Raw genomic sequence first — 23,354 nt, forward strand, 5'->3', positions numbered from 1 at the left:
AAGGGCTGAGGTCAGGAAAAACGGGCATGCTAAACATGTTAAGTAAGTGCCATTCAAATCTGTCCCCTTTTGCATCAGTAAACACTCAACTAATACTACCTAGGCCAATCATCCAAGGGGGCGTTGCCCTTTGCTCTCATTAGACCCGCTGTAAGACCGATCTCACACTAACTGCGGACCATTCTTACGGCAAGCAATCGAATACACAATTAGACTGGATGAGCCAGCTCAATAACGCCCAGGCACCTAAAACTTGAAACCTAAAAAACCAACAGAGCCCACATAAGAAGATCAGTAACATCCAAAAAATCGATAACACACGAAGCTTCAGCATAGCGTTAAAAAAGATAGGTAAAACTTCACCCCGCCTCGCGATTCTATACAGAGCCAAAAAAATAATTGAGTGGTAAAAATATGCACCGCTATGTCTTGATCGGCCTACCCATTGCAATCTTCAGCCCGATGGTAAATGCGGGTTGCGTCTTTTCCGAAATGGATATCAAAACTGAGATCTTTGCGGACGTCACCACAGCGCCCATCGGTAGTGAGGTAGGTACATTCACCATCACGGCCACCACAACGAGCTGTTCATTTTCATCTTCAATCACTCATCGAAGCTCGACACTTCACTTGGTCAGCCAACCTGTCAATGGGGATGATAGAAAGTGCGCTACCACAGTCCCGGGGATTTCACTCGCGAACAAGACCAGCTTTTGCCACTCGAATTATACGTTCGCCGGCCCCGTACTTTTCGGGCTCCCCATACCGAGCAACCAGCCGCAGACCTTCACCAGAACAATACCCTACGTAAAAACCGGAAAAATCCCTCCCGGAGTATATGCACTTAACATCAAAGACCCTCGATTAGTTGAGGTCGAAAACCATGGTGGTGGAGCGAATGGCCATCGCGGAGTGGGTCAGCGTTATTTCCAGCCAGGCGAACTGATTGGCACGGCATGTTCACTGACAAACGCGGAGACGCTAGTCGACTTTGGCGCAGTGCCGGCCACCGGCGCAGTCAAACCATTCTCTATAGAATTTAGCAATTGCACAGATCAAAAAGATGCAGCCAATTACGATGCCGCCGTCTCTCTTCGATTTCGAACAGAAAATATAAACAAAGACGGTAGCGCCCTTCGAAATAACAGCTGTATTGAATGCTCAAAAGATCTACAGATAGCCTTGAAGAACGGAGACGGCAGCCCCGTAGACCTTTCCAAGACATATAAACTATCGAATAACAAGTCAAAAGAAATCAGAAACGATGGAATTCTATATAATTTTCTTGCCGAACTACAGGACGCTCCAGGGGCCGAAGCCTCTCCCGGCAGAATCGACGCCCAACTCGTATTTGAAACAACAGTCGAATAATTAATCCTACTTTTTTTTGCAGACAAAGAATAAACAGGATTAAATTACAACCATTCTTAAACAAATGAATCGGGGACGAATTTATTTACCACTTAAAATAAATAAATCCGTCCCCTCTTGCCGCCTTTGCCACTATCCCCTTTTACCGCCTGCCCCCTTTTGCCGATTTAAAATAGAGAGCGGCGACTTCGCCCCCCTCTCAAAAAGTCAAATAACTACAATACTCGCAATTTTATACTCAAGAAACCCTTTATATTCGACCCCTGCATCCACATCAACATTGACCTCCAAAGTTGCCGTCCCAGACGACGTTGAATTTTTGCCCATGACAGTTCCAGTATAGGTTTTACCCTCGTAGACTAGAGACACCCTATACCCAGCCCCAAGATTATCGAATATAAACTTACTGTTAGAATCCATTGGTGGCATAACCTTATCTCCCGAACTTTTCACTCTTTGCCTCAAATCGAAGCATCCGCAGTATTCACTCATTCGAACAGAGATGAACCTGTCATAACTGACAGCCAGTTATATTAATTAGCAATAATGACGCATGGAAAACCATGCCATTCAATTTGAACTACGCGGTGTCTGTGTCACGCTTCGCCCTGCCCCCTCTGGCTACCCATTCCTGATAAACTCCCCGACCTCCCAGCCACACCGATTCCGAACCCCCAATGCCCCCAATCACCGCCACACCCGCCCCACTCTCCCGCCGTTTCTCCGTCGCGCCGATGATGGATTGGACTGACCGCCACTGCCGGTACTTCCTACGCATCCTGTCGAAAAACGCCCTGCTCTACACCGAGATGGTCACCACCGGCGCTCTGCTCAACGGCGATTACGAGCGTTTCCTCCGTCACAACGAAGCCGAGCACCCGCTGGCGTTGCAGCTGGGCGGTAGTGTTCCACTGGACCTGGCCGCTTGCGCACGTATGGCGCAGGAGAACGGTTACGACGAGGTGAATCTGAACGTTGGCTGCCCGAGTGATCGGGTGCAGAACAATATGATTGGCGCGTGCCTGATGGGGCATCCGCAGTTGGTGGCGGATTGTGTGAAGGCGATGCGTGATGCGGTGTCGATTCCGGTGACGGTCAAGCATCGGATCGGGATCAATGGGCGGGACAGTTATGAGCAGCTGTGCGATTTCGTCGGCACGGTGCGGGATGCCGGGTGCACCAGTTTTACGGTGCATGCGCGGATTGCGATTCTGGAGGGGTTGTCGCCGAAGGAGAACCGTGACATTCCGCCGTTGCGTTATGACGTGGCTGCGCGGTTGAAGGCGGATTTTCCGGAGCTGGAGTTCATTCTGAACGGCGGGATCAAGACGATGGAGGCCTGCCATGAGCATTTGCAGACCTTTGACGGGGTGATGCTGGGGCGCGAGGCGTATCACAATCCTTATCTGCTGGCCGAGGTGGATCAGCAGTTGTTCGGCAGTACCGCGCCGGTGATCAGCCGGGCCGAGGCGCTGGCGCAGTTGCGGCCTTATATAGCCGAGCATTTGCTGGCCGGCGGCGCGATGCATCACATCACCCGTCATGTGCTGGGCCTGGGCACCGGGTTCCCGGGGGCGCGCAAGTTTCGTCAGTTGTTGTCGGTGGATATCCACAAGGCCAAGGATCCGCTGGCGTTGCTGGATCAGGCGGCGGAGTTGCTGGCGGGTCGTTGATCGATGCGTTGAATGTGCGGGCAACGAATGAGCGTTGCCCGGTGTTTTGCTGTACTGACAGGATGTCTTTTGGTTATGCCCGCGTTCAGCTGTGTTTTATTCAAGCGTTTCACCCTCCTCGCTTTACTCTCGACTCTCTCTGCAAGCGCCTATGCATCCTGTGATTTTGCGAAGGGGTGCGGCAACGGCGAAAATGGCCCTTTTCAATCTACCCAGATGTCTGGTTTTCTGGTTTTCACGACGACGATGGTCACAGTCGACGGGATGTCGGACATTTCCGGACTGAAAAAACGTGTGTATTCGGTAGAGGAAATTGAAGCGGCACGTTATTTCCTCGCCAGTGACGGCATGCTGCAAGCCGCGTATTTCACCTCGGCGTTGCAGCGGTTTCGTCAGGATTCGCCCGACTCTGAATTGAATGACCTCGCCGTCGCTGCACTGATCAGCAGCCAGTAATCAGCTTGCCGCCGCAGCCGTCCAGTTAACCCAGCCGAACTGCCAGGTGGCAAGGATCAGCAAGCCGAAGCCGATCCGATACCAGGCGAAAGTGGCGTAGCTGTGGTTCGCAATGAACTTCAGCAGGCCGCGCACGGCGATCATCGCGAAGATGAATGCGACGACGAAGCCCAGGGCGAAGACCGGCAGGTCGCTGCTCTGGAACAGTTCGCGGTACTTGTAGCCGGAATACACCGCAGCGCCGACCATGGTCGGCATTGCCAGGAAGAACGAGAACTCCGTGGCGGCCTTGCGTGACAGGCCGAACAGCAAACCGCCGATGATGGTAGAACCGGAGCGCGACGTGCCCGGAATCATCGCCAGGCACTGTACGCAACCGATCTTCAGCGCGTCGGCCCACTTCATGTTGTCCACATGGTCGACACTCACTACATGATCGCGCTGCTCGGCCCACAACATCACGATGCCGCCCACCACCAATGCAACCGCTACGGTGATCGGGTTGAACAGGTATTCATGAATCGTGTCGGCGAATAACACGCCGAGAATGACAGCCGGGAAAAAAGCGATCAGTAGATTACGGGTAAAACGCTGGGCATTGCTTTGGGTCGGCAGGCCTTTGACGATCTCGAAGATTTTCGGGCGAAACTCCCAGACCACGGCCAGAATGGCGCCCAGTTGAATAATGATGTTGAACGCCATGGCGCGTTCGCCGCCGAACTCCAGCAAGTCGGCAACAATAATCTGGTGGCCCGTACTGGAAATGGGCAGGAACTCGGTCAGGCCTTCTACCGCCCCAAGAATCAGCACCTTGAACAAGGTCAGTAAATCCATTAATCCTCCGTCAGAGCGCTCTTTGCGGGCGCCCTGTTAAATGCATTCAGGCATTGAGTATCTGAAGTAAAACAATTGGCAGATGAGCACCCATTGCCCGACTCGGGGACGGAGAATATGTCTTATCAAAAGCCACACTCAAGGCATGTTAATAAACGTCCGTATGTGAACTTGTCGACGTTATAGCCAAAACACAGGCCTCACCATAAAATGTGACCCACCTCACACTGCTCTGATACGTATGCAGTTGAGTGATGGCCAAGGGACATAAAAACGGGTCGCGATAATTACAAAATAGTGGCACCATTCCATATTGCCACCATCTAACGACCTCAATTCCGTTAGTTCACAGCCCCGAAAAAATCAACTAAAAGCTTGAAATGCTTAATTATTGTTAGAAAACTCGGGAGCCACGTCTAAAATCCGCGCAAATGTTACCAATTGTCAGTCACAGATGAGAACCGGTGCTTTAACATCCCGATGTCAGCACCTTTTCGAGTCAATGCATGATGCTCACAGGTAACTTAGCGACTAGAAGTCCGCGCCGCACAAGCGACGAACCAGGTGTTCTCACTCTGGGTCGTACCCGTGGCGTGGCTGAACACTTTAGCGCGCTAATCACGAAGCATGTGCAGACTGATCTGACCATTGAAACTGGCTCTTACGCTAGTTCATATCAGCCAAATGAATATCACGGCTTGTATCGAGCCATATTCATTGTCATCGACAGCCCTCAGGCTCTTGAAGACAACCTAGCACTGGTGGAAAACCTGCGCAGCGACAACTTGAAGTCGATCATTTGTGCCGTAATCACCGGCCGCGGCGCGTTCAACAAGATCAAGTATTTTCTGGCCGGTGCCGACTTCTGTATCAAACTCAATACCTTGTCCGATGAAAGCGCGGAACTGCTGGGCGAGTTCTTCAACAGTGAAGAATGGCAACGCGATATCAGCCTGGTGCTGGATCCCACCCGCATCTGCCTCTCGGACACCAGCAAGAAACTCGATATCTCCTTTGCCGAAATGAAGATCCTGCAAGCCTTTGCGCAGACCGGCAATCACATTCTCAGCCATGATGAAATCGCCGGCATCATGGGGCTCAACACCCATTTCTACGACCCTCGGGCGCTGGAAAAATCCATCAGTCGCTTGCGCGGGAAAATCAAGGACGTGTACGGTACGAACGCCATACAGAGCATTCGCGGGTATGGCTATCGTCTGATGAGGGGGTTGATCTCAACTCCTTGATTCAGGGAAAACACTCTTTTTGCAGCATACGAGGGAACGTCTGATGCAACGCTTCAAACATCCGCTTTCTCATAGTTTTAACCGCGTCACATATCTAATAAAAAGCTGTCAATTGCATGAGCGCTGCAACACTTAAACATAACAATAAACCATTACTCTAACCGCAGACCGAGTGGAACTTATCGAGGGCCATCTTTGGGCCCAGACCCTGCCTTTTCGATTAATTCCGAGGAAAACATTGCTCGCCTGCCATTATTTTTTCGCCAAATTTGGTGTGTACTTTAGGAGAGAGACATGGAAACCAGCACGACCCTCCCAAGAAAATATTTTGTTGTCGTGACTAACAGCTCAGCGTCGCAGCGCGAACTCGAGAGCATTCTCTCCAGTGAGCGTTTCAATTCGTTTGGCACGTCTCAGGCACAAATGTTTATTGAAGGTGTTGCTTCGCCCTCTTCCACTCCGATGCTAATGGAGTTCACTTACCCAAGCGGCACAAGGAAGCATGTCGCACGCAGCATCGAACATGATACCCAGCGCATATTGGCCACGCTTGAATCGGAATGGCTGGCCGCACAATCGGCGCACTCGTTCCACGGTTCGACCGCCATGTCCGAAGACCTCACTGACGCTTCCCGAACGATCGAATCCGACTCGCCCTGCACTGAAGCCTGGCATCTGGACAATGATCAGGGTGCATTGACGAAAGAGGGTGTCGAGATCAGTCTCACCGGGCTCGAAACCGCACTGGTGCGCAAAATGCTTCACCATGAAGAGCGTGTTGTCAGTCGGGACGATCTGATCCTCAGCATCGGCCGCGAGCCGGAGCAGTACCGGGGACTGGAAATGTGCCTGAGCCGTCTTCAAGACAAATTCAAGAACGCCAGCAACGGTGAACGATTGTTTCGTGCCGTACGCAACCGCGGATATTGCCTGATCCAGGAAGTTGTTGCCTAAACAACATCCCCCACTACAAGACAAACAGATACAAGTGCGATTACAAAAATAAAAAAGCACTCTGTTTGGTTTCACCCCTCCCTGGTTATACCCGCCTCCTGACCCCACCTACGATAGCAAACACAATATTGATTATTCACCCCCTGCCTTTCGACCTTTTCTAACGTTTGAATATTGGAAATTCAAACAAGTTGGCATTGTGCCATCTTGTTAGAACTCGTCAGACAGCATCCCCGGCAATAACTTAGTCTATTGACTGACGACAGTTCCGCATTCCGGCGTTGTTACCTCAGGACACTGGCTCAAACAACAATAACAAGTCTGCTTAACAACTCGGTTTTCTACTGTCGAAACCTGAATGGACGTCTTTTGGGGATATCGTATGGATCTTTCTCTTCGTATCAATCGAAACACCGGCCTCAAGGGACTGACCTTTTGGGGCCAATGGGCGCTGGCACAGAGTTTCATTGTTTCCCTGTTGTTCATACTGGCCGAACAGCACACGGGCACCGTCGAGTTCTACTATCGGATGTGCACGATCCTGGCGGTACTGGCCTCGGTGCCGGCTTATACCTTCAGCGGCGCGTATCGAAAGCGAGACAATTACCTGACCGGGCTGGGTCGACTGTTTGTAGGCTGGTTCATGACCATGGCCGGGCTGGCGTTCATCGCCTTCATCTGCAAGGCCGATGCGCTGTTCTCCCGCCAGGTCATCCTTGAGTGGGCGGTGTACGGCTTCCTCGGTCAGGCACTGCTGTACGCACCGCTGCATGCGTTCTCGAAGTTCTACCAGCGTTCGCGCAAAAGCGAACACAAGACCCTGATCGTCGGCACCGGCGAACTGGCGTTGGGCCTGGCGAAGAAGCTGAGCCAGCACGAAAACCTGCCGCTGGTCGGTCTGGTCAGCAACGGCGATACCCCGTCTCTGGAAGCGGACGCCCCGCGCGTTGTCGGCGCTCAGGACGAACTGCTCGAGCTGATCCAGACCCACGACATCCGCCGCCTGTACATCACGCTGCCGCTGTCGGAAGCCGCCAAGATCGAAGCCATGTATGTGGACTTGCTGGATGCCAACGTTGACGTGGTCTGGGTGCCGGACCTGAACAGCCTGACGCTGCTCAATCACTCGGTGAAAGTCGTGGACGGCCTGCCGGCGATCTACCTCAACGAAAGCCCGCTGACCAGCCGCCCGACTGCTGCGCTGAGCAAGAGCCTGGTGGAAAAAGCCGTCGCCCTGCTGGCGATCATTCTGCTGAGCCCGGTGCTGCTGGCCGTGGCGCTGGCGGTGAAGCTCACCTCGCCGGGCCCGGTGTTTTTCAAGCAGGATCGCCACGGCTGGAACGGCAAGGTGATCAAGGTCTGGAAATTCCGCTCGATGCGCGTGCACGATGACCGTGAGGTCAAACAGGCCAGCCGCAACGATTCGCGCATCACGCCAGTCGGTCGCTTCATCCGTCGCACGTCGCTGGACGAGCTGCCGCAACTGTTCAACGTGCTGCAAGGCCACATGGCACTGGTCGGCCCACGTCCGCACGCCGTGGCGCACAACAACTACTACTCGGGCAAGATCCTCGCCTACATGGCCCGTCACCGAATCAAACCGGGCATCACTGGCCTGGCACAGATCAGCGGTTGCCGGGGTGAGACAGACACGCTCGACAAGATGGAAAAGCGCGTCGAGATCGACCTGAAGTACATCAACAACTGGTCGCTGTGGCTGGATGTGAAGATCCTGGTGAAGACGCCGTTCACCCTGTTGTCGAAGGATATTTACTGAGACGCAGCGCTTGAGAAAGCAACACCGCAAGGGGACGAAAGTCCCCTTTTTTGTGGGCGGGATTTGGGGGTTGGCGGAGGGCTCTGCGGCCGAGGAAAGTCTGATGATTTGATGTCGGCTGAGCGGACGCCTTCGCGGGCAAGCCCGCTCCCACAAGGATCGGGGGAAATGGCGAAGATTACGCCATCACCTGAAACCTGTGGGAGCGGGCTTGGTCCGGGCGGCGATCCGACGATGGCGCCGGATCATTCACCATCAGGTTTGAACCTGCCAATCACCCGGAACACACTAACTCCTCTAGCAATGACAGCTGTATCAAGATCCCTCTCCACCACAAACAAAAACGGGAGCCATCAGGCTCCCGCTTTAATTTCCCGCTCCCCCGAACCTACTCGGTAATCTTCCCGAAGTTGCGGTAAAACATGTCCCCTTCCCGACTGTCGGTCATCGAATGCAGCTGGAAGCTGCGGTTGAGCCGCGCGCCACCGTCACGGGTCAGCGGTGCCCACACCAGGTTGGCGCGGCGCATGGTCGACATGCTCATCATTTCGTCGAACGGAATCGACAGGTATAGCCCCTTGTCGAAACTACCCTCGCCATACTCGGCGCTGCCGGCGGTGGTGATCGTCGCCCAAGCGCCAAAGCGCACGCCGTTGAAGAACTCACGGGAGATATCCACCGTGCCGCCAAAGTCACCCGCCAGGTAACGGCCGACGCTGACCGCGGCCAGCGTGTCGAATGGCAGGTCGGTGTAGCCGGTGATGTGGCCGGTCCAGACCGAGTAATCCTGCAGGCCGAAACCCTGGTCGAATTCACGCTGACGCACGTAGTTCAGGTCCGCACCGATTGACCAGCGCTTGCCGGTCGGACGAAACAGCACCTCGCCCCCGACTCCCGCGAACATCGACTCCAGATAACCGCCGTAGACCATGCCGTACAAATCCTTGTCCAGTTGCTCGGCGTGGCTGACCTGAAACAGCGGCATGGTGGTGTCCGACGTGGTCAGGTACTGACGCAAGTCGGTGCGCACGCGCGGCAGGCCGCTGGGTGCGTCGTAGGTGAACTTGTCGAAGTTGTTGATCAGGTTCTGACTGAGCAAACCGTTCCACCAGGTGTTGCGGTTGAAGCGGTACTCGGCGTCCAGATCCGCGGTGAACTGATAGAGCAAACCATCGGGGCCACCGACGTTCTGTTTGAAGCCTAGGCCAACACCGTAATTGAAGTGCTGCGGCGCCTCGGTGTAGAGGGTTTTCTCGTTGCGCGGCATTGCCGGATTGATCTCGGTGGTGCGGTGCAGCGACTCCAACGGCTCCTCGTTGTTGATCACTTCGCGGAAGGTCTGCCGGGGCACGCTGGTTTCTTCCAGCGGCAGGTCGTAGCGCTTGTTGACCACGGTGAACCAATCGATGTCGTCGTTGACGCTGTTGTCGAGAATCCGGCTCGCGCGGCCGACGGCTTTGGGCGAATGGAAATAGCGCTGCTGCTCACCGTACACGATCAGTTCGGAATCGCGCTGAGTGATGCGCTCGACCTTGTAACCGGCGTTCTGCTGCAAGCGGCGCGACACGTCGGCCCAATTGACCTCTTCCATGGTCGTGGCCGGCGCCTTCGCCGGCAGCGGTTCGGCCGGTGGATCGAAGGTCTTGGCCGGGGCCTTGCGGCTGACGAAATTGGTGTGGAACGTGATGCCGAACATCGCCGTGTTGCCGCGCTCCCAGGCCGCACTCACATCGACGGAATCGGTCACCTTGAACACCGCGCCGAGGTTGATCGGCGAGTCCTGTTTGATGATGTTGTCCTTGGGCTCGTGCTTGTAGTCGTTGCCTTCGTATTCGAGCTTCAGGCTGAGACGGTCCCAGGGCGTCTGGTAACTCACGCCGCCGAAAAACGATGGCTTACCGCGAAAGTACGAGCCGGCGTTGACGTCACCGGTGCCTTCCAGATCAGGGCGAGTGTTGAAGCGGTCACTGATCGAACCCAACGGGTTGTCGACATCGCCGCGATTACCGATGTAACCCCAGGCGATGCCGGCGCTGAAATCGAAATTGTCCCAGCGCTTGTTGGCCACGAAGAATTCACTGGCAAACAGACCGGTACCGCCGATGTCTCGAAAGCCCAGCGCCACTTCCGGCGCCCAGTGGCTTTCCTGCCACAGCCGGACCTTGGCGTCGACCGCCTTGTCCTTATAGCTCTGGCTGCCGCTCAGCGCTTCGGAACCGTACGGACGGTTGGTGATGGCGGTGTAGCGAAACGAACCTTCCAGCCAGTCGAGCGGCTGCAACGAAACGCTGTATCGGCTGTACGGTTCGGTGCGGTTGGCGTTGACGCTCAACTCACCGGCGGGCGACATGCGCGCGGTCGGGGTCTGCAACAGACCGACGCCGCCGAAGTCATTCTGGGTAATCCGTGGCTCGGCATGCACCAGGCCACACGGCAATAACAGCACAGCTGCAAAACGCAAATTCAACGAACCACCTCAGCCAACTGCGTGGCAATCAATTCGGCCAACTGCTGATTAAGTTCAGGGACAGGCGGATCCAGATCATCGTTTTTCACCGGCACCAGAATCTTGCTGCCGGCCACGGGCATCTGCCCGCTCTCGCGGTTCCAGTGGGCGATGCCGACCCGCCGCGATTCGCCGTTGGGCTGGATCAGCCACAGGTAGTCGGCATCGGCGTCTGCCGTCAGTAACGTGCAGCCCTGCAGGTATTCGCGGGCCTCCTGCAACGGCTGATAAGGCAAGCGGCACGGCTCGGCGACGGCGCCCAGCACTTCGACTTCGTCGACCCGTTTCGGGTAGATCAGTTGATCGCCATCGTCGAGACGGATGTTGCGGGCGAAGCCGACTTCCACCGCCACCGGATCGAGATCGGCGATCTGCCGTCCGGTCACCGGCATCTGCCGGACCTGCTCGGCCAGTCGTCGTGCCAGCGCCGCACGACTCGGCTTGTCGAACAGCATGGCCATGCGCTGCAGCACATCCAGATCGAACAGCACACCGACCTTGAGCCGCGTCTGTTCCTCCAGCAGTGACTGACGCAACAGGACGCCCGCCAGCCAGTAGCCTTCGGCATTCGGCACGGCCTCACCGATCACATCGCGCAAACGTCCACCCGCCGGCAATTCGATGGGGCCCGGGTTGGCGACATCACCGCTGACGATGACTGCTGCCTCGCTGATCCCAGTGAGTAACATCAAGCACGCCGACAGCGCTCTGAGCCGCTTCACGGGATATGCCTGCGGTCAGGGGTCAGTTGCACGATCCTGACCCGCAACTGCGAGGTCAGTTGCTGTTCACTTTGCACAATGAAACCGTCCACCGGATCGACCCAGTAACGGTTGGTTGCGCGCAGGCCGATGGCCGGCGCGTCAATCTGCTCATCGACACGCAGCACGGAGTATTCCTTGTCGAGAATGTCGAGGGTTTCCAGGGATTTTCGGGAGAAGCGGCTGTTGACGAGGATCCCGACTTCCTGGCCCTTGTAGAGGTCGATCCAGCGGCGGCTGGTGTAGCCGTCGGTGATGCGATGCAGGCCCTGTTTGAACGGCGAGTCATCGGACAGACGCGTGCCGTCCAGATCGCCGTCCACGCCGAGGCCCACAGTGCGCATGGCCAGGCCGTCACGCATCAGCAGCACCTGCTTGCCGGAGGCGACCCAGAACTGCAGGTCCTCGCGCTCGCGCACCAGCGCCAGCACCCCGGAACCGGACGGTGTGGTCAGTTTGAGCTGGGGATACTTGACCCCGGCCACCTGCTCCGCCGACACATCGAGTTCATCCGGTCCGATGACCGACGCCTTGAGGTTGTTCAACGAAGCGCTCATCAGCGGATTGCAGCCACTTAACAACACGGCCGCCATCAGGCACACGCCCACTTTCAACGTTTTCACAGTCGGCGGCCTTATTTGCTGTTGTTACTGTATTCGCTCCAGTTCTTCGCAGCGGAAGCTCCCGTCCCGACAATCGATGCCGACGGCACCAACTGGCTGATCAGGCGATTCCAGCGAGTCACGTTGGCAGGCCCGACATAGACCACGTCCTGGGGCCGCACTTCGAAGTGCGAGGCGAGCGCCATGGCGGTCGGCGATTCGGCTTCCAGCTGATAGATTTTCGCCGGCTCGACGTCGAGGTTTTCCACCCCGCGAATCACGTACACGGCGTTGCCGTTGGAGGTGGTCTGGCTCAGGCCGCCGACCGAACCGAGCACGTCGGACAGGTTCATGGTGGCGGTCTTGAAGCTCAGCGCACGGGGTTGGTTGACCTCGCCCATCACGTAGATGCGCTTGTTGTCGTTGTACGGCAGATACAGCTGATCGCCTCCCTTGAGGTAGACGTTCTGCAATTCGGAATCCTGCTGATTGAGCGCATCGAGATTGAGCGGATAGACCCGCCCGTTGCGCGTCAGCATCAGCCCGGACAAGTCGGCATTGTTGGTATCGACACCGGCCGAGCCGAGGGCCTCGACCACGCTCAGCGGGTTGGTCGAAATCGCCTGGGGGCCGGCCTTGGCCACGGCGCCCGAGACCACGACTTTCTGACTGGCGAAACGCAGCACCGCGACATCCACTTGCGGCTCGGCAATAAACGCCGAGAGGCGTTGCTCGATGTCTGAGCGCAGTTGCTGGATGGTTTTGCCGGCGGCCTGGACTTCCTTGATGTACGGGTAATACAACGTGCCGTCGGAGCGTACCAGACGGCCGTTGGCGTCAATCTGCTGCTGCGCACCCGAAGGGGCGGTCAGCTCGGGGTGATCCCAGACCGTGATGTACAGCACATCGTTGCTGCCGATGCGGTATTCGGCCGGGGTCGCCAACAACTCTGCCGGCACCGACTCACGCTTGTGCGTGGCGCGGTTCATGGCGATGAGCTTGGGGGTGATCGGAATGAGCTCGACCCGGCTGCTTTCGCTGGCGCCCTGGCGCGTGATGCTACTGGTGCTCAGGTACTGGCCGGGGGAGAACATGCAACCTTGCAAAGCGATACTTGCCAACAATAAAAGAGAAAAACGACGGGTCATAATGGCACTACGCTATTCAAGGGCGAATCCAAAAACAAAGTCACCCGACTTTCGTCGGGCGACCCTGTACTGCACCAACAGATACTTCAGTTAGTTGTGCGTGCCGGTTGTACCCGTGGTACCGGTGGTACCCGTTGTACCGCCGTTGGCACTTCCACCACTGTTGGACGCCGCTACAGCACTGGCGACCATGGCAGTACTGGCAGCAGGCGCTGTAGAAGCCGCGACACTGCCAGATACATTGGTCACTGCTGTAAGCGGCGCTTCAGCTGCGGAGGCCCAGTTGCTCAACATCGTCAACAGGGCGATCGCCATCACTTTCTTCATATCAACTCCTTTCTAACATCGCACCTGAACATCGGGTGTTCGTTAGAGGTGGTAGAGTTCAAGTCGCAAAAAGCGCGAACAAGATCCGTTGTTCTTTCACAGTCTTACCCAACTGATAAAAGTCGAACGGCAGGTTTATATCTACGGACTTGCAAAAGGCATTGCCAGTCTAATTTCCCGACGATATCTAACAACCTGACTGAAACTAACATTGCACTAAAACGCCATCATCCCTGATAACCCCGAGGATGATTCGATTGCCAGCGCCAGGTGTCGGTGACCATGTCCTGCAAGTTGCGCGTGGCTTTCCAGCCGAGTTCCTTCGCCGCCTTCGAAGCGTCGGCCCAGCTCTCGGCAATATCTCCGGAACGCCGTGGCATCACGCGGTACGGCACGGGCTGCCCGCAGGCCTGCTCGAAGGCCCGCAGCACCTGCAACACGCTGTAGCCATCGCCGGTGCCGAGATTCCAGGTATGAATGCCAGTGCGGTCGGCGATGGTTTGCAGGGCTTTCAAGTGCCCGTCCGCCAGATCGACGACGTGGATGTAATCACGCACGCCGGTGCCGTCGACCGTCGGGTAATCGTCGCCGAAGATCGACAACTCCTTGAGGCTGCCGACCGCCACCTGGCTGATGTAAGGCACCAGATTGTTGGGGATGCCGTTGGGGTCTTCGCCCATCTGGCCGCTGTGATGCGCGCCGATCGGGTTGAAGTAGCGCAGCAGCGCGATGCTCCAGCGCGGTTCGGACTGGCACAGGTCACGCAGCACGTTCTCGACGATCAGCTTGGACTGGCCGTAGGGATTGGTCGGAGTGCCGGTCGGGAAGTCCTCGCGGATCGGCATCTGCTCAGGCTCGCCGTAGACCGTGGCGGACGAGCTGAACACCAGCCGGAACACCCCTGCCGCTGCCATCGCCTGACACAGCGTGATGCTGCCGCTGACGTTGGTTTCGTAATACTCGAGCGGCTTGCGCACGCTCTCGCCCACGGCCTTGAGCCCGGCGAAGTGCAGCACGGCATCGATGGCGTGCTGCTGGAAAATCCGGTCCAGCAGCGCCCGGTCACAGACATCCCCGCGAATCATCAGCGCACTTTTGCCGCAAATGCCTTCCACCGCGTGCAAGGCGGCGTCGCTGCTGTTGCAAAGATTATCCAGAACTACAACTTCATAACCTGCTTCAAGTAGTGCAAGTGTGGTGTGCGAGCCGATATAGCCGGCGCCACCCGTTACCAGAATCTTCATAGCGCGGTCCATAAGTGGGAAAAGTGCCAACTCGCGTGTCAAGCGCTGTTTGTTTAATGTGTGTCTTGATTCACACAAACAGCGCGACAACAACCAGAAACAAAAACAGTTCAATCACTGGCTATAAATATTTTTACAAGCCAAACTGTATTGCCTGGTACTTATTAGCACTCCCGCGCATTCATCACTATCAACGGATTCCGACTAAAAATAACCAATAACTGTCAAACCGACATCTCATAACATTGTCGTGTTTTACACTCATTGCTATTTGCCACTCATCTCCCGAGTCAGGTATTAAAGTACAGCTTCAATAACTTGCAACCTTTCGTTATTGCAATAAACGATGGCAGTGCGCCATGAATGACCAGGAAACTTTTATGATCCGTAAATGTTTGTTCCCCGCTGCCGGTTATGGCACGCGTTTCTTGCCGGCCACCAAAGCCATGCCCAAGGAAATGCTGCCGATCGTCAACAAACCGTTGATCGAATACGCCGTTGAAGAAGCACGGGACGCCGGCCTGCAACATATGGCCATCGTCACCGGCCGGGGCAAGCGCGCACTGGAAGACCACTTCGACATCAGCTACGAACTCGAACACCAGATTCGCGGCACCGAGAAAGAGAAGTTCCTCGCTGGCACCCGCGAGTTGATCGACACCTGCACCTTCTCCTACACCCGTCAGGTGGAAATGAAAGGCCTGGGCCACGCGATTCTCAGCGGCCGCCCGTTGATCGGTGACGAGCCGTTCGCCGTGGTGCTCGCGGACGACCTGTGCCTGAACCTCGAAGGCGACGGCGTGCTCACGCAGATGATCGAGCTGTACAAGAAATTCCGCTGCTCGATCGTCGCCATCCAGGAAGTCCCGCGCGACCAGACCCACAAGTACGGCGTGATCGCCGGCGAGGCGATTTCCGAGGGCATCTACCGGGTCAACCACATGGTGGAAAAACCGGCCCCGCAAGACGCACCGTCGAACCTGGCGATCATCGGCCGCTACATCCTCACGCCGGACATCTTCGACCTGATCGCCGACACCGAGCCGGGCAAGGGCGGCGAAATCCAGATCACCGACGCCCTGATGAAGCAGGCGCAGAACGGTTGCGTGCTGGCCTACAAGTTCAAGGGCCTGCGCTTCGACTGCGGCGACGCCGAGGGTTACTTGCAGGCGACCAACTTCTGCTACGAAAACGTTTACCTGAAGGGCCGCTGAGCGGCCCCCACTGAAGCATTGCAGCACGCACATCCAACGAGGCAACCATGAACATTGCACAACATTCCGCAGAGATTGAACGTGAGGTGGACAACCTCGGGGTGATGAGCTGGTTATCCCGCCATCAGCCATTGCCCAGCGCCAATGGCCCGTGGCTGGGTACCCTGCTGCTGGTCGACCGCATCGGCGTGTTTCCCTCGTCCGGGGACATACGCCGAGCGATGCGCGATCCCTGGCCTCTGCTCGCCCACCTGAAACGGATCTACGGCGAACAGGCGCTGGAGGTCGATGACCGCGACGGCCTGAAGATGATTTTCAGCGACTGGCGTTTCCGCGTGCGGATCTGCTGCAACGACCCGGCGATCATCGTCAACGTGGAAACCCGTTGCGTGACGCAGTTGATGCCGCAAAAAACCGCAGAGCTGCTGAGCCATCTGGACCTGTTCGATAACTGACGGCTACTTTGAAGTCTCGCCACAGCTGTCCTGTGGCGAGACTTTTTGCTGTCCGCCCACGAACCAGCGATAGAAGTAATCGGCAATCACCCGCCCGCCCGTGGCCGGCAGCGGATGAATCTTGTCCGGTCCGATCATCGCTGCGGCGTAGCGTTTGACGTCGGTGCCGAACGCGCATTGCAGATTGGCATAACCCAGATGCTGCTCACGGGCCCAGGGCTCGATGACCTGCGCATAAGCCGACATCGGATAGGCGCTGGAGCGGGTGGTGTCCTGCCGCAGGATCAGGTTAACGCTCGCCGCCGGTTGAATCTCGCGGAGCATGCCGACCAGACCCTGAACGTTATGCAGATACTGCTCGGGCTTCACGCCAAAACCCTGATCGTTGCCACCGAGCATGATCAGATAAATGTCTGCGGGGATCTTCGACACCACGGCTTTCCACTGCGCCTGCCAGTGAGCATCGTCGTGATAGAAATCAGCGGACGCCGCGCCGGATGCCGCCAGTTTCGACACCCGAACCCCGTCCTGATCGTTGCTCAACCACAGGCCGAACAAGGTCGGCGCGCCCTTCAGCACTTCCAGTCTGAAAGCCCAATCGGTGGCGGCCGACGTTCCGGACAGCGGGACTTCCTGAACGCCCTCGCCTGCGAGTTTCAACGGCCGCCAATCGGCGGAAGGTGACCAGCGATAACGCAGCTCACTGGACTCACCGTTGCCGAGGTAGAGCAGTTTCGCCTGAGTGACCGCGGTGTTGATGGCGGGCGTCGGGCTGGCCTCGACTTGCAGCCAGGCGCCGGGCCGGCCGGTCACCGTGCGACTGTCGGGGCTGGCCTGGCCGAGAGCGGAGACCTGCCAGCCGCCGCCGAAGTATTTTTCGCTGCTGCGGGTGTACTTGAAGTGCGTGCCGCCCAGCGCTGCACCGTGGTTGAAGCCGACATAACCCGGCCCGGCAAACCCGACCTCCCCGGCCACGCGTTGCACCAGTTTGTTCAGGTAGAAATCCTGCCCGGCGCTGTAGCTGTCGCCGATCACCGAGATCGACAAGACCTTGCCGGCCTTGCCTTCGCGCCACTGGCCAAACCGCTCGCGAGCGTCGCCGATTTGCACCACCGATGCCGCCACCGGCGGCACATCATCAACAGCCAGCATGAATCGCTTCCTTCATCGGGTCTGCGCCACCGGAGCGATGGTCCCCGCCGGTTTCTTTTTCGTCGCCGCACGTTCGCCGAGAAACAGCACGGAAGTGAAGTTGAAGCGACTGAAAATCATCGACAACGCCACCGGACCAAGCAAGCCACACGTCAAACCGCAGAACACCAGCACGCTTTCGTCCTTCACACCCAGGCGACCGAGGATCGAACGCGACGTAGCGGCGAACAATACGTGAAACAGGAAAATTGCGTAGGAGTAACCGCCAAGCCAGGTCAACGCCTTCGAGCGCATGTCACTCGACAGCAACGCAATGCAGGACACGCAGCCCACCGCCAGGCCGATCAGGCTGCGGCGGTCGACGATCAGCTCGCGGTCCACCGCCGCCACGTACAGCAGCGTCAGCGAAATCAGCACAAACACCAGCGGGCCGATCACCTTGAACGTCTGCTTCAGCTCGCTGACTTTCTCCTGGCCGATCATGCCCGCCACGAAGAACGGCAGCAGATAAATCGCCCCGTTGATGCCGAACGCATCAACCGGAAACGGCGGCAACAGGAACACCGCCGCCGCGAACGCGAACAGCAGATACAGGCGCGTCGCTGTGCGCAGCAGCCCACGCCATTCCAGCAGGCCGACGAACATGAAAATGATGAACACCGCCTGCAAGAACCAGAAGTGGTTGATCGGCACATAGAACGATAACAACGCATCCATCACGCTGACGTCCTTGTTCACACCCGGCCCCACCGCCTGCAACACCGAGAACGGCACGCCCACGCAAAACAGCGGCACGATCAGCCGCCGCACCTTACCGCTGAAGAACGCGGAAAAGTCATTGCCGCGAATCTTGTAGAGGGAATAGATGTAGCCGGAGATGAAGGTGAACAGCGGCATGCGCACGTACACCATCGAATCGGCGATCACCCGGAACGGCGAGCCGATGTCGATTTTCAAACCACCGCCCAACGGCCCGATCACGTGATAGAGCACCAGCAACAGGCACGCCAGGCCACGCAGGGTTTCGATCTCCAGGGACTTTTTCTTGCTCGACATAAAGCACCCGCCTCAATTCAGAATTCTTGATTCAACCTTCGCCGGTTTGTTCGCCCGCAACATCAGACCCAGGCCCACGAACAGCACCGGCACCACCATCGAAAAGTGCCGGGCGAACGAGCCGAAGTCCGGTTCGAACAAGCCCTGAACCAGCAGGAACGCCAGCGGAATCGCGATCAGTTCCTTGGGTTTGGTCTGGATCGGCGCGCCCTTGTAATCGGTCGAGGTGATGACTTTGAACAGCAGCAGCGCGGTCATGATCATCAACGCCACGAAGATCACCTGACCCGGCCCGGACAGCAGGATCAGCTCAACGGGGAACGACAAACGGAAGAAAATGATCATCGAGTCGAGGGCCTGCGAGACGAAGTCGCTGCCGCTGAGCCACGACACGATCAGCGATTTGGACCCCTCCTCGCCCGCCGTGCGCAGTTCGTTGTTGCTGGCGCGAATCGACGACACCGGAAAGCCCAGCGCCAGCTGAATCGCCATCGCAACCGCCAGATAGAACAGGAACAGCATCAGGAAGAAGGTCGTGCGCGAGACGTATTTCTTCATCACGCAGACGCCGACCCAGGACAGCGAAAACAGAATCCAGTAGGGCCGGATCAGCACGCCGTAGATCACCGCCGAGAGGAAAAATCCGCCGCGATATTTGCGCGTCAGCGAGCTGAACAGAATGCTCAGTACCGCCACCGACACAATGATTTCCTTGGTCAGGTTTTCCAGGAAAAACGAACGCACGATGCCCCACAGACACAAGGTTCCGAAGATGGTCAGCGGCATGCGCCGGAACACCACCACGGGAATCGCCGTGAGGAAAAAGTTGCAGAACATCCCGTAGGCCCAGGCGTTGGTCAGGTTGATCCCGGTGGGCCGCAGCAGGAACGCCGAACACTCGTAGGACGAGCGATCCGGCGAGAACGGGTTCCAGAAATTGCAGTTGTCGGCCCGGGCATAGGACGACCACAGGGTCATCGCGTCCGGGCCCGGATCGCGCGGCACCAGCAGCGGCATGGCCACCGACAGAAACAGCCCGGTGAACAGGATCAGGAACGACAGCGACGAATCGAGACGGCGACCACGAAACTCGATGCACGGCAGTTTCAGGCCCATGACACGACAGCCTTTTTCGCCCGTGTGGCACGAGTCAGCAGCGCAATCACGGCGAGCTGCACGATGATCGCAAACACGTTGCCCCAAGCCGCGCCGTAGATCGAAAAATGCTTGATCAGCAGGTAACTGACCGGCACTGAAACCAACAGACAAATGCCCGCGCTGGCGAGGGACACCCGACTGTTTTTCGACGCGATCAAGCCGCCCCAGACGATGTCGCCAATGGCGCGCAGGGCGAAGGAGAAAATCAGCACACCAAGAATGCCGTTGTCCGGACGCGGAACGCTGGTGGCGACGTAATCGAGCACCACGTTGAAGAACAGATAAATGCCCACCGCGACCGCCGCCGACACCGCCAGCGACCGCGCGACCCATTTGTTCACGAACAACTGCCGGACCGTGAACGGTTGCTGATCGGCCTGATAGCGCTTGGCAAGCAGCGGAATGCCGACCACCGCCACCACCGCGTAGGACAGCGCCTGCAAGGTGTTGGCCGCAGACCACGCGTACACGTATTTACCGAGGCTGGCGTAGGGTTCGAGGTCGATGATCAGAAAGCGCTCGGCGTACTGACTCAGGGCGATCAGGCCGGTGCCGAGGTAAAACGGCAACCCGGCTTTCCACACGGCCGCCGTCGCCAGGGTTCCCTCTTCGCGCCCGCGATGAACATTCACCACGATCAGGTAACCGGCGACGATCACCAGCACGTTGGCGATGACCCACAGCCACAGCACGCTGGCGATTGCGGACACCCAACCGAGCGCCATTCCGCCCACGGCCAGCAGCGCCCAGAGCCCGGTCTTGATGAAGAACAGCAGCGCACCCGCCGTGGCTTTCTGCGCGGAAAACACGAACGAGTTGATCTCGAACGACAGGTGTTCGGTGAGCAGCACCAGCGTCACGCAGGCGATCAGCGCGGTGGTCGCTTCCACCGACTGGAACAGTGAATAGATCAGCACCGTCAGCACCGACAGCGCCAGGCCGACGGCCAGGTACAGCAGCAGCACCTTGTCCACGACCCGGCGCGAACTGCCGCCGACGCTGATCAGCCGATTGATCTCGGAACTGAAACCGACGCTGTAGAACTTCGACGCGATCAACGACGCCGCAACCACCACGCCGTAAAAACCCAGCGCCTCGTAACCGAGGTAATGGGTGATGGCGAGCACCAGCAAGAACTTCGCGCCCAGTGCCCCGCCTCGCAGCAACAGCCGGAATATCATCGAATGACGCCCTTGATGATGTCGTCCATGGCCACGGTTTTCGCCTCGATCTCGCGGCAGGTGTCGGTCAGGCGTTTGCCGAAATTCGACAGCGCGTCCGGCGCGTAAACCGTGTCGATGATGGTATCGACATTGATGTCGCCGCCGTTGATGACCCAGTCCTCGACGCCCATGTCCTGATAGGCGCCGAAGCCTTTGCGTTCATAGCTGATGTGGTACGCCGGCACACCCGAGAGCAGCGATTCGATCGCGCCGTGCAGGCGCACGGAAATCACCAGGTCCGGTTGGTATTTGGCCAGCGTGGCCTTCAATGGCAACAGGTCTTCGGTGATGCCCAGTTCGCGATAAAACGCGCCGTCATCGTTTCCGCGCACGGCGCTCTGTACGGCGCAGACCACTTTGCTTTTGTTCTTCAAGCGCTGCAGCAGCACTTTCAGGTTGGCCACGTAGGCGAGTTTCTTTTCCTTGCTCCATGCCGGCGGCTTGCGCAGTACCACGCACACCGTGGCCGGCGTCGAGGCGCAGCGGGTGAACTTGGGTTGCTGAAGGATCTTGCCGGCCAGCGCCTGCACCGCGAGGTCCGGCGCGCGGTAGACATTTTCACAGGCATCGAACAGCGCCGAGGAACGGTTATCGCGCACGAACACCGCGTCGGCGCTGGCGTAGTGGCCGACGATCCTGTCGCTGTCGCCGTGGAACGGCCCAATGCTTTGCGGCAGGTACACCGACGGCACTTTGCTGAGGATCGCGGTTTCCAGCTGCTTGGCGTGGCCGAGTTTCAGCTTGATGTGCTCGAAGGCACTTTTGGAGCGCATGTAGCCGCCACCGACACCGACGATCAGATCGGTTTTCTTCAGCAGATCCGCCAGCCCGGCGTAGGACTGATTGAGAAACACCGCCTGTTTGACTCGGCCCAAACCCTTGGCCGCCATCACCGGCGCGTCGAAGCGCGGGTGCGGCAGGTACTTGAAAGAGTCCGGATCGGACGCCACCACGCTGATCGCGGTGTCTTCGCCAAAGTTGCGCTGCACCAGGGCGATGGCCAGATCGACCAACAGACCATCGCCGGAATTGGAGGCACTGTAGCCATGCAAAATCGTTACGTTCATGAGCGGAGTTCTACTTAATAAGAGGGAGCGGAATACACGTCGTAGGTCTGGCGGATCATCAACGCGGCGCTGAAACGCTCGCGGACGATGCGCCGACCTTCGATGCCGAGGGCCGACAACGCAGGCTTCTGGATTTTCTTCAGGCGCTCGGCCAGCGCCTGGTGGTCACCGGCGGGGAACACGTAACCGGACACACCATGGGTCACCAGTTCGGGCAACGACGTGCAGTCGCTGGCGATCACCGGCAGGCCGAGCGCCATGCCTTCCAGCGGCACCATGGCAAAGCCTTCCCAGCGGCTCGGGACGATCAGCGCATCGGCTTTCCGATACAGCGCGTGCACCTCGGTTGGCGTCACCCAGGGCAGGTATTCCACCCCGTCCAGCGGCGGACATTCGACGACGTCCTCGTTCACCGCGCTGCCCACCACCGTCAGTCTCAGGTCGCTGCGCTGTGCTTCGCTGTAGGCCTTGAGCAATACGTCGAAGCCTTTCTGGTAGTCGAGGCGCCCGACGAACAGCAGATGAATCGGTGCCGGATCATCTGTCTTGCGTTCGTCATCCTTGTGATCGATGCCGTTGTAGATCAATGTCATGCGCTGGCGCTCGATGCCAAACTTCGCGGCCTTGTCCAGCTCGAACTGGCTGACACAGATGATCTTGTCCGTGACCTTCTGCAGCACCCGCTCGATCCCCGCATAGACCTTCTGCTTGATCGGCGAGCTTTCCATCAGGAACGAAAACGCATGGGGGCAATAGACGATTTTCGGCTTGCGCCACGGCCGCAGGAGCACGCACACGCAACGACCGATCACCCCGGAAAAGGTGCTGTGCAAATGCACCACATCCGGTTTTTCCTTGAGCAGGACCCGCGCCAGTTGCCAGGCGAAACGCAGTAGCGACGGCACATTCCGCCCGCTTCGGGCGAAGGTGCGGATCTGCTGTGGATCGATGCCGTGCAGCTCTTTCTTCTGATCGAGCGGGACCAGATACACCAGCTCATAGCGCCCGTCTTCGGGAGCCGCCGAAATCGTGCGGATGACTGTCGCCACCCCACCTTTGATCGTTTCCGCCACGTGCAGTATTTTTTTCACAACCCACCCACTTTCATGCCTGTAAGGACCGTCGCTGA

General features: G+C 57.7%; 21 protein-coding genes. 8 read left to right on the forward strand and 13 right to left on the reverse strand.

Annotation, left to right across the window (positions count from 1 at the left end):
- Positions 1-414: 414 nt before the first annotated feature.
- The 3 genes from QLG12_RS13780 (at position 415) to QLG12_RS13790 (ending at position 3,500) form a co-directional block, all read left to right on the forward strand.
- The gene (locus tag QLG12_RS13780) at positions 415-1,371 is read left to right on the forward strand and encodes a fimbrial protein (protein ID WP_282474714.1); all 957 of its coding nucleotides are present in this window, start codon (positions 415-417) and stop codon (positions 1,369-1,371) included.
- 677 nt (positions 1,372-2,048) lie between these two features.
- Positions 2,049-3,044: a tRNA dihydrouridine(20/20a) synthase DusA gene (gene dusA, locus QLG12_RS13785; RefSeq protein ID WP_197869972.1), complete on the forward strand. Its 996-nt coding sequence runs from the start codon at positions 2,049-2,051 to the stop codon at positions 3,042-3,044.
- Positions 3,045-3,119: 75 nt separating this feature from the next.
- Positions 3,120-3,500 (forward strand): DUF2388 domain-containing protein, encoded by a 381-nt coding sequence (locus QLG12_RS13790; RefSeq protein ID WP_197869971.1) that lies wholly within the window; start codon positions 3,120-3,122, stop codon positions 3,498-3,500.
- On the opposite strand, the gene QLG12_RS13795 is transcribed toward QLG12_RS13790, so the two are convergent.
- Positions 3,501-4,334 (reverse strand): undecaprenyl-diphosphate phosphatase, encoded by an 834-nt coding sequence (locus QLG12_RS13795; RefSeq protein ID WP_282474715.1) that lies wholly within the window; start codon positions 4,332-4,334, stop codon positions 3,501-3,503. It abuts the gene before it with no gap.
- Positions 4,335-4,840: 506 nt separating this feature from the next.
- On the opposite strand from QLG12_RS13795, the gene QLG12_RS13800 reads away from it, so the two are divergent.
- From QLG12_RS13800 to QLG12_RS13810, 3 genes are all read left to right on the forward strand, one after another.
- Positions 4,841-5,581, forward strand: coding sequence for a winged helix-turn-helix domain-containing protein (locus QLG12_RS13800; RefSeq protein WP_197869970.1), 741 nt, complete (start codon positions 4,841-4,843; stop codon positions 5,579-5,581).
- A gap of 294 nt (positions 5,582-5,875) precedes the next feature.
- On the forward strand, positions 5,876-6,535 hold the full coding sequence (locus QLG12_RS13805) for a helix-turn-helix domain-containing protein (protein ID WP_197869969.1): 660 nt from the start codon (positions 5,876-5,878) through the stop codon (positions 6,533-6,535).
- Positions 6,536-6,917: 382 nt separating this feature from the next.
- Positions 6,918-8,312, forward strand: coding sequence for an undecaprenyl-phosphate glucose phosphotransferase (locus QLG12_RS13810; RefSeq protein ID WP_282474716.1), 1,395 nt, complete (start codon positions 6,918-6,920; stop codon positions 8,310-8,312).
- 388 nt (positions 8,313-8,700) lie between these two features.
- Here the strand turns inward: QLG12_RS13810 and QLG12_RS13815 are convergent, their stop codons facing one another.
- From QLG12_RS13815 to galE, 6 genes are all read right to left on the reverse strand, one after another.
- On the reverse strand, positions 8,701-10,779 hold the full coding sequence (locus QLG12_RS13815; RefSeq protein WP_197869967.1) for a YjbH domain-containing protein: 2,079 nt from the start codon (positions 10,777-10,779) through the stop codon (positions 8,701-8,703).
- Positions 10,776-11,507, reverse strand: a complete 732-nt coding sequence (locus QLG12_RS13820) for a capsule biosynthesis GfcC family protein (RefSeq protein WP_282474717.1) — start codon at positions 11,505-11,507, stop codon at positions 10,776-10,778. The genes QLG12_RS13815 and QLG12_RS13820 overlap by 4 nt, the downstream gene beginning before the upstream one ends.
- Positions 11,508-11,536: 29 nt before the next feature.
- Positions 11,537-12,202, reverse strand: coding sequence for a YjbF family lipoprotein (locus QLG12_RS13825; RefSeq protein WP_282474718.1), 666 nt, complete (start codon positions 12,200-12,202; stop codon positions 11,537-11,539).
- 11 nt (positions 12,203-12,213) lie between these two features.
- Positions 12,214-13,329 (reverse strand): polysaccharide biosynthesis/export family protein, encoded by a 1,116-nt coding sequence (locus QLG12_RS13830; protein WP_197869965.1) that lies wholly within the window; start codon positions 13,327-13,329, stop codon positions 12,214-12,216.
- Between the two features lie 90 nt (positions 13,330-13,419).
- Positions 13,420-13,656, reverse strand: coding sequence for a hypothetical protein (locus QLG12_RS13835; protein ID WP_003226528.1), 237 nt, complete (start codon positions 13,654-13,656; stop codon positions 13,420-13,422).
- Between the two features lie 227 nt (positions 13,657-13,883).
- Positions 13,884-14,900, reverse strand: a complete 1,017-nt coding sequence (gene galE / locus QLG12_RS13840) for a UDP-glucose 4-epimerase GalE (RefSeq protein WP_282474719.1) — start codon at positions 14,898-14,900, stop codon at positions 13,884-13,886.
- A 380-nt stretch (positions 14,901-15,280) separates the two neighbouring features.
- Between galE and galU the strand changes: the two genes are divergently transcribed.
- Positions 15,281-16,114, forward strand: a complete 834-nt coding sequence (gene galU / locus QLG12_RS13845; protein ID WP_011335161.1) for a UTP--glucose-1-phosphate uridylyltransferase GalU — start codon at positions 15,281-15,283, stop codon at positions 16,112-16,114.
- A gap of 47 nt (positions 16,115-16,161) precedes the next feature.
- Positions 16,162-16,569 (forward strand): mannose-1-phosphate guanylyltransferase, encoded by a 408-nt coding sequence (locus QLG12_RS13850; protein WP_197869963.1) that lies wholly within the window; start codon positions 16,162-16,164, stop codon positions 16,567-16,569.
- 3 nt (positions 16,570-16,572) lie between these two features.
- Here the strand turns inward: QLG12_RS13850 and QLG12_RS13855 are convergent, their stop codons facing one another.
- Genes QLG12_RS13855 through QLG12_RS13880 form a run of 6 tightly spaced genes read right to left on the reverse strand, consistent with a single transcriptional unit; the run spans position 16,573 to position 23,316 of the window.
- The gene (locus QLG12_RS13855; protein ID WP_236195208.1) at positions 16,573-17,721 is read right to left on the reverse strand and encodes an SGNH/GDSL hydrolase family protein; all 1,149 of its coding nucleotides are present in this window, start codon (positions 17,719-17,721) and stop codon (positions 16,573-16,575) included.
- Positions 17,722-17,733: 12 nt separating this feature from the next.
- Complete coding sequence (locus QLG12_RS13860; protein ID WP_197869961.1) at positions 17,734-18,777, reverse strand: acyltransferase; 1,044 nt, start codon at positions 18,775-18,777, stop codon at positions 17,734-17,736.
- 12 nt (positions 18,778-18,789) lie between these two features.
- On the reverse strand, positions 18,790-19,893 hold the full coding sequence (locus tag QLG12_RS13865; RefSeq protein WP_039772770.1) for a hypothetical protein: 1,104 nt from the start codon (positions 19,891-19,893) through the stop codon (positions 18,790-18,792).
- Positions 19,884-21,116 carry a polysaccharide biosynthesis C-terminal domain-containing protein gene (locus QLG12_RS13870; RefSeq protein WP_282474720.1) on the reverse strand — a complete coding sequence of 411 codons (1,233 nt, stop codon included), beginning with the start codon at positions 21,114-21,116 and terminating at the stop codon, positions 19,884-19,886. The genes QLG12_RS13865 and QLG12_RS13870 overlap by 10 nt, the downstream gene beginning before the upstream one ends.
- Positions 21,113-22,225: a polysaccharide pyruvyl transferase family protein gene (locus QLG12_RS13875; protein WP_197869959.1), complete on the reverse strand. Its 1,113-nt coding sequence runs from the start codon at positions 22,223-22,225 to the stop codon at positions 21,113-21,115. The genes QLG12_RS13870 and QLG12_RS13875 overlap by 4 nt, the downstream gene beginning before the upstream one ends.
- 14 nt (positions 22,226-22,239) lie before the next feature.
- Positions 22,240-23,316: a glycosyltransferase gene (locus QLG12_RS13880; protein ID WP_282474721.1), complete on the reverse strand. Its 1,077-nt coding sequence runs from the start codon at positions 23,314-23,316 to the stop codon at positions 22,240-22,242.
- Positions 23,317-23,354: the final 38 nt, after the last annotated feature.

It is taken from the genome of Pseudomonas sp. V88_4 (assembly GCF_029967985.1).
GTDB lineage: Bacteria > Pseudomonadota > Gammaproteobacteria > Pseudomonadales > Pseudomonadaceae > Aquipseudomonas > Aquipseudomonas glycinae.

Bases quoted from the DNA above. Each gene is read 5' to 3' on its own strand.
- QLG12_RS13780 (WP_282474714.1), top strand. From the start codon at position 415: ATGCACCGCTATGTCTTGATCGGCCTACCCATTGCAATCTTCAGCCCG.
- dusA (WP_197869972.1), top strand. From the start codon at position 2,049: ATGCCCCCAATCACCGCCACACCCGCCCCACTCTCCCGCCGTTTCTCC.
- QLG12_RS13790 (WP_197869971.1), top strand. From the start codon at position 3,120: ATGCCCGCGTTCAGCTGTGTTTTATTCAAGCGTTTCACCCTCCTCGCT.
- QLG12_RS13795 (WP_282474715.1), bottom strand. From the start codon at position 4,334: ATGGATTTACTGACCTTGTTCAAGGTGCTGATTCTTGGGGCGGTAGAA.
- QLG12_RS13800 (WP_197869970.1), top strand. From the start codon at position 4,841: ATGATGCTCACAGGTAACTTAGCGACTAGAAGTCCGCGCCGCACAAGC.
- QLG12_RS13805 (WP_197869969.1), top strand. From the start codon at position 5,876: ATGGAAACCAGCACGACCCTCCCAAGAAAATATTTTGTTGTCGTGACT.
- QLG12_RS13810 (WP_282474716.1), top strand. From the start codon at position 6,918: ATGGATCTTTCTCTTCGTATCAATCGAAACACCGGCCTCAAGGGACTG.
- QLG12_RS13820 (WP_282474717.1), bottom strand. From the start codon at position 11,507: ATGTTACTCACTGGGATCAGCGAGGCAGCAGTCATCGTCAGCGGTGAT.
- QLG12_RS13830 (WP_197869965.1), bottom strand. From the start codon at position 13,329: ATGACCCGTCGTTTTTCTCTTTTATTGTTGGCAAGTATCGCTTTGCAA.
- QLG12_RS13835 (WP_003226528.1), bottom strand. From the start codon at position 13,656: ATGAAGAAAGTGATGGCGATCGCCCTGTTGACGATGTTGAGCAACTGG.
- galE (WP_282474719.1), bottom strand. From the start codon at position 14,900: ATGAAGATTCTGGTAACGGGTGGCGCCGGCTATATCGGCTCGCACACC.
- galU (WP_011335161.1), top strand. From the start codon at position 15,281: ATGATCCGTAAATGTTTGTTCCCCGCTGCCGGTTATGGCACGCGTTTC.
- QLG12_RS13850 (WP_197869963.1), top strand. From the start codon at position 16,162: ATGAACATTGCACAACATTCCGCAGAGATTGAACGTGAGGTGGACAAC.
- QLG12_RS13855 (WP_236195208.1), bottom strand. From the start codon at position 17,721: ATGCTGGCTGTTGATGATGTGCCGCCGGTGGCGGCATCGGTGGTGCAA.
- QLG12_RS13860 (WP_197869961.1), bottom strand. From the start codon at position 18,777: ATGTCGAGCAAGAAAAAGTCCCTGGAGATCGAAACCCTGCGTGGCCTG.
- QLG12_RS13865 (WP_039772770.1), bottom strand. From the start codon at position 19,893: ATGGGCCTGAAACTGCCGTGCATCGAGTTTCGTGGTCGCCGTCTCGAT.
- QLG12_RS13870 (WP_282474720.1), bottom strand. From the start codon at position 21,116: ATGATATTCCGGCTGTTGCTGCGAGGCGGGGCACTGGGCGCGAAGTTC.
- QLG12_RS13875 (WP_197869959.1), bottom strand. From the start codon at position 22,225: ATGAACGTAACGATTTTGCATGGCTACAGTGCCTCCAATTCCGGCGAT.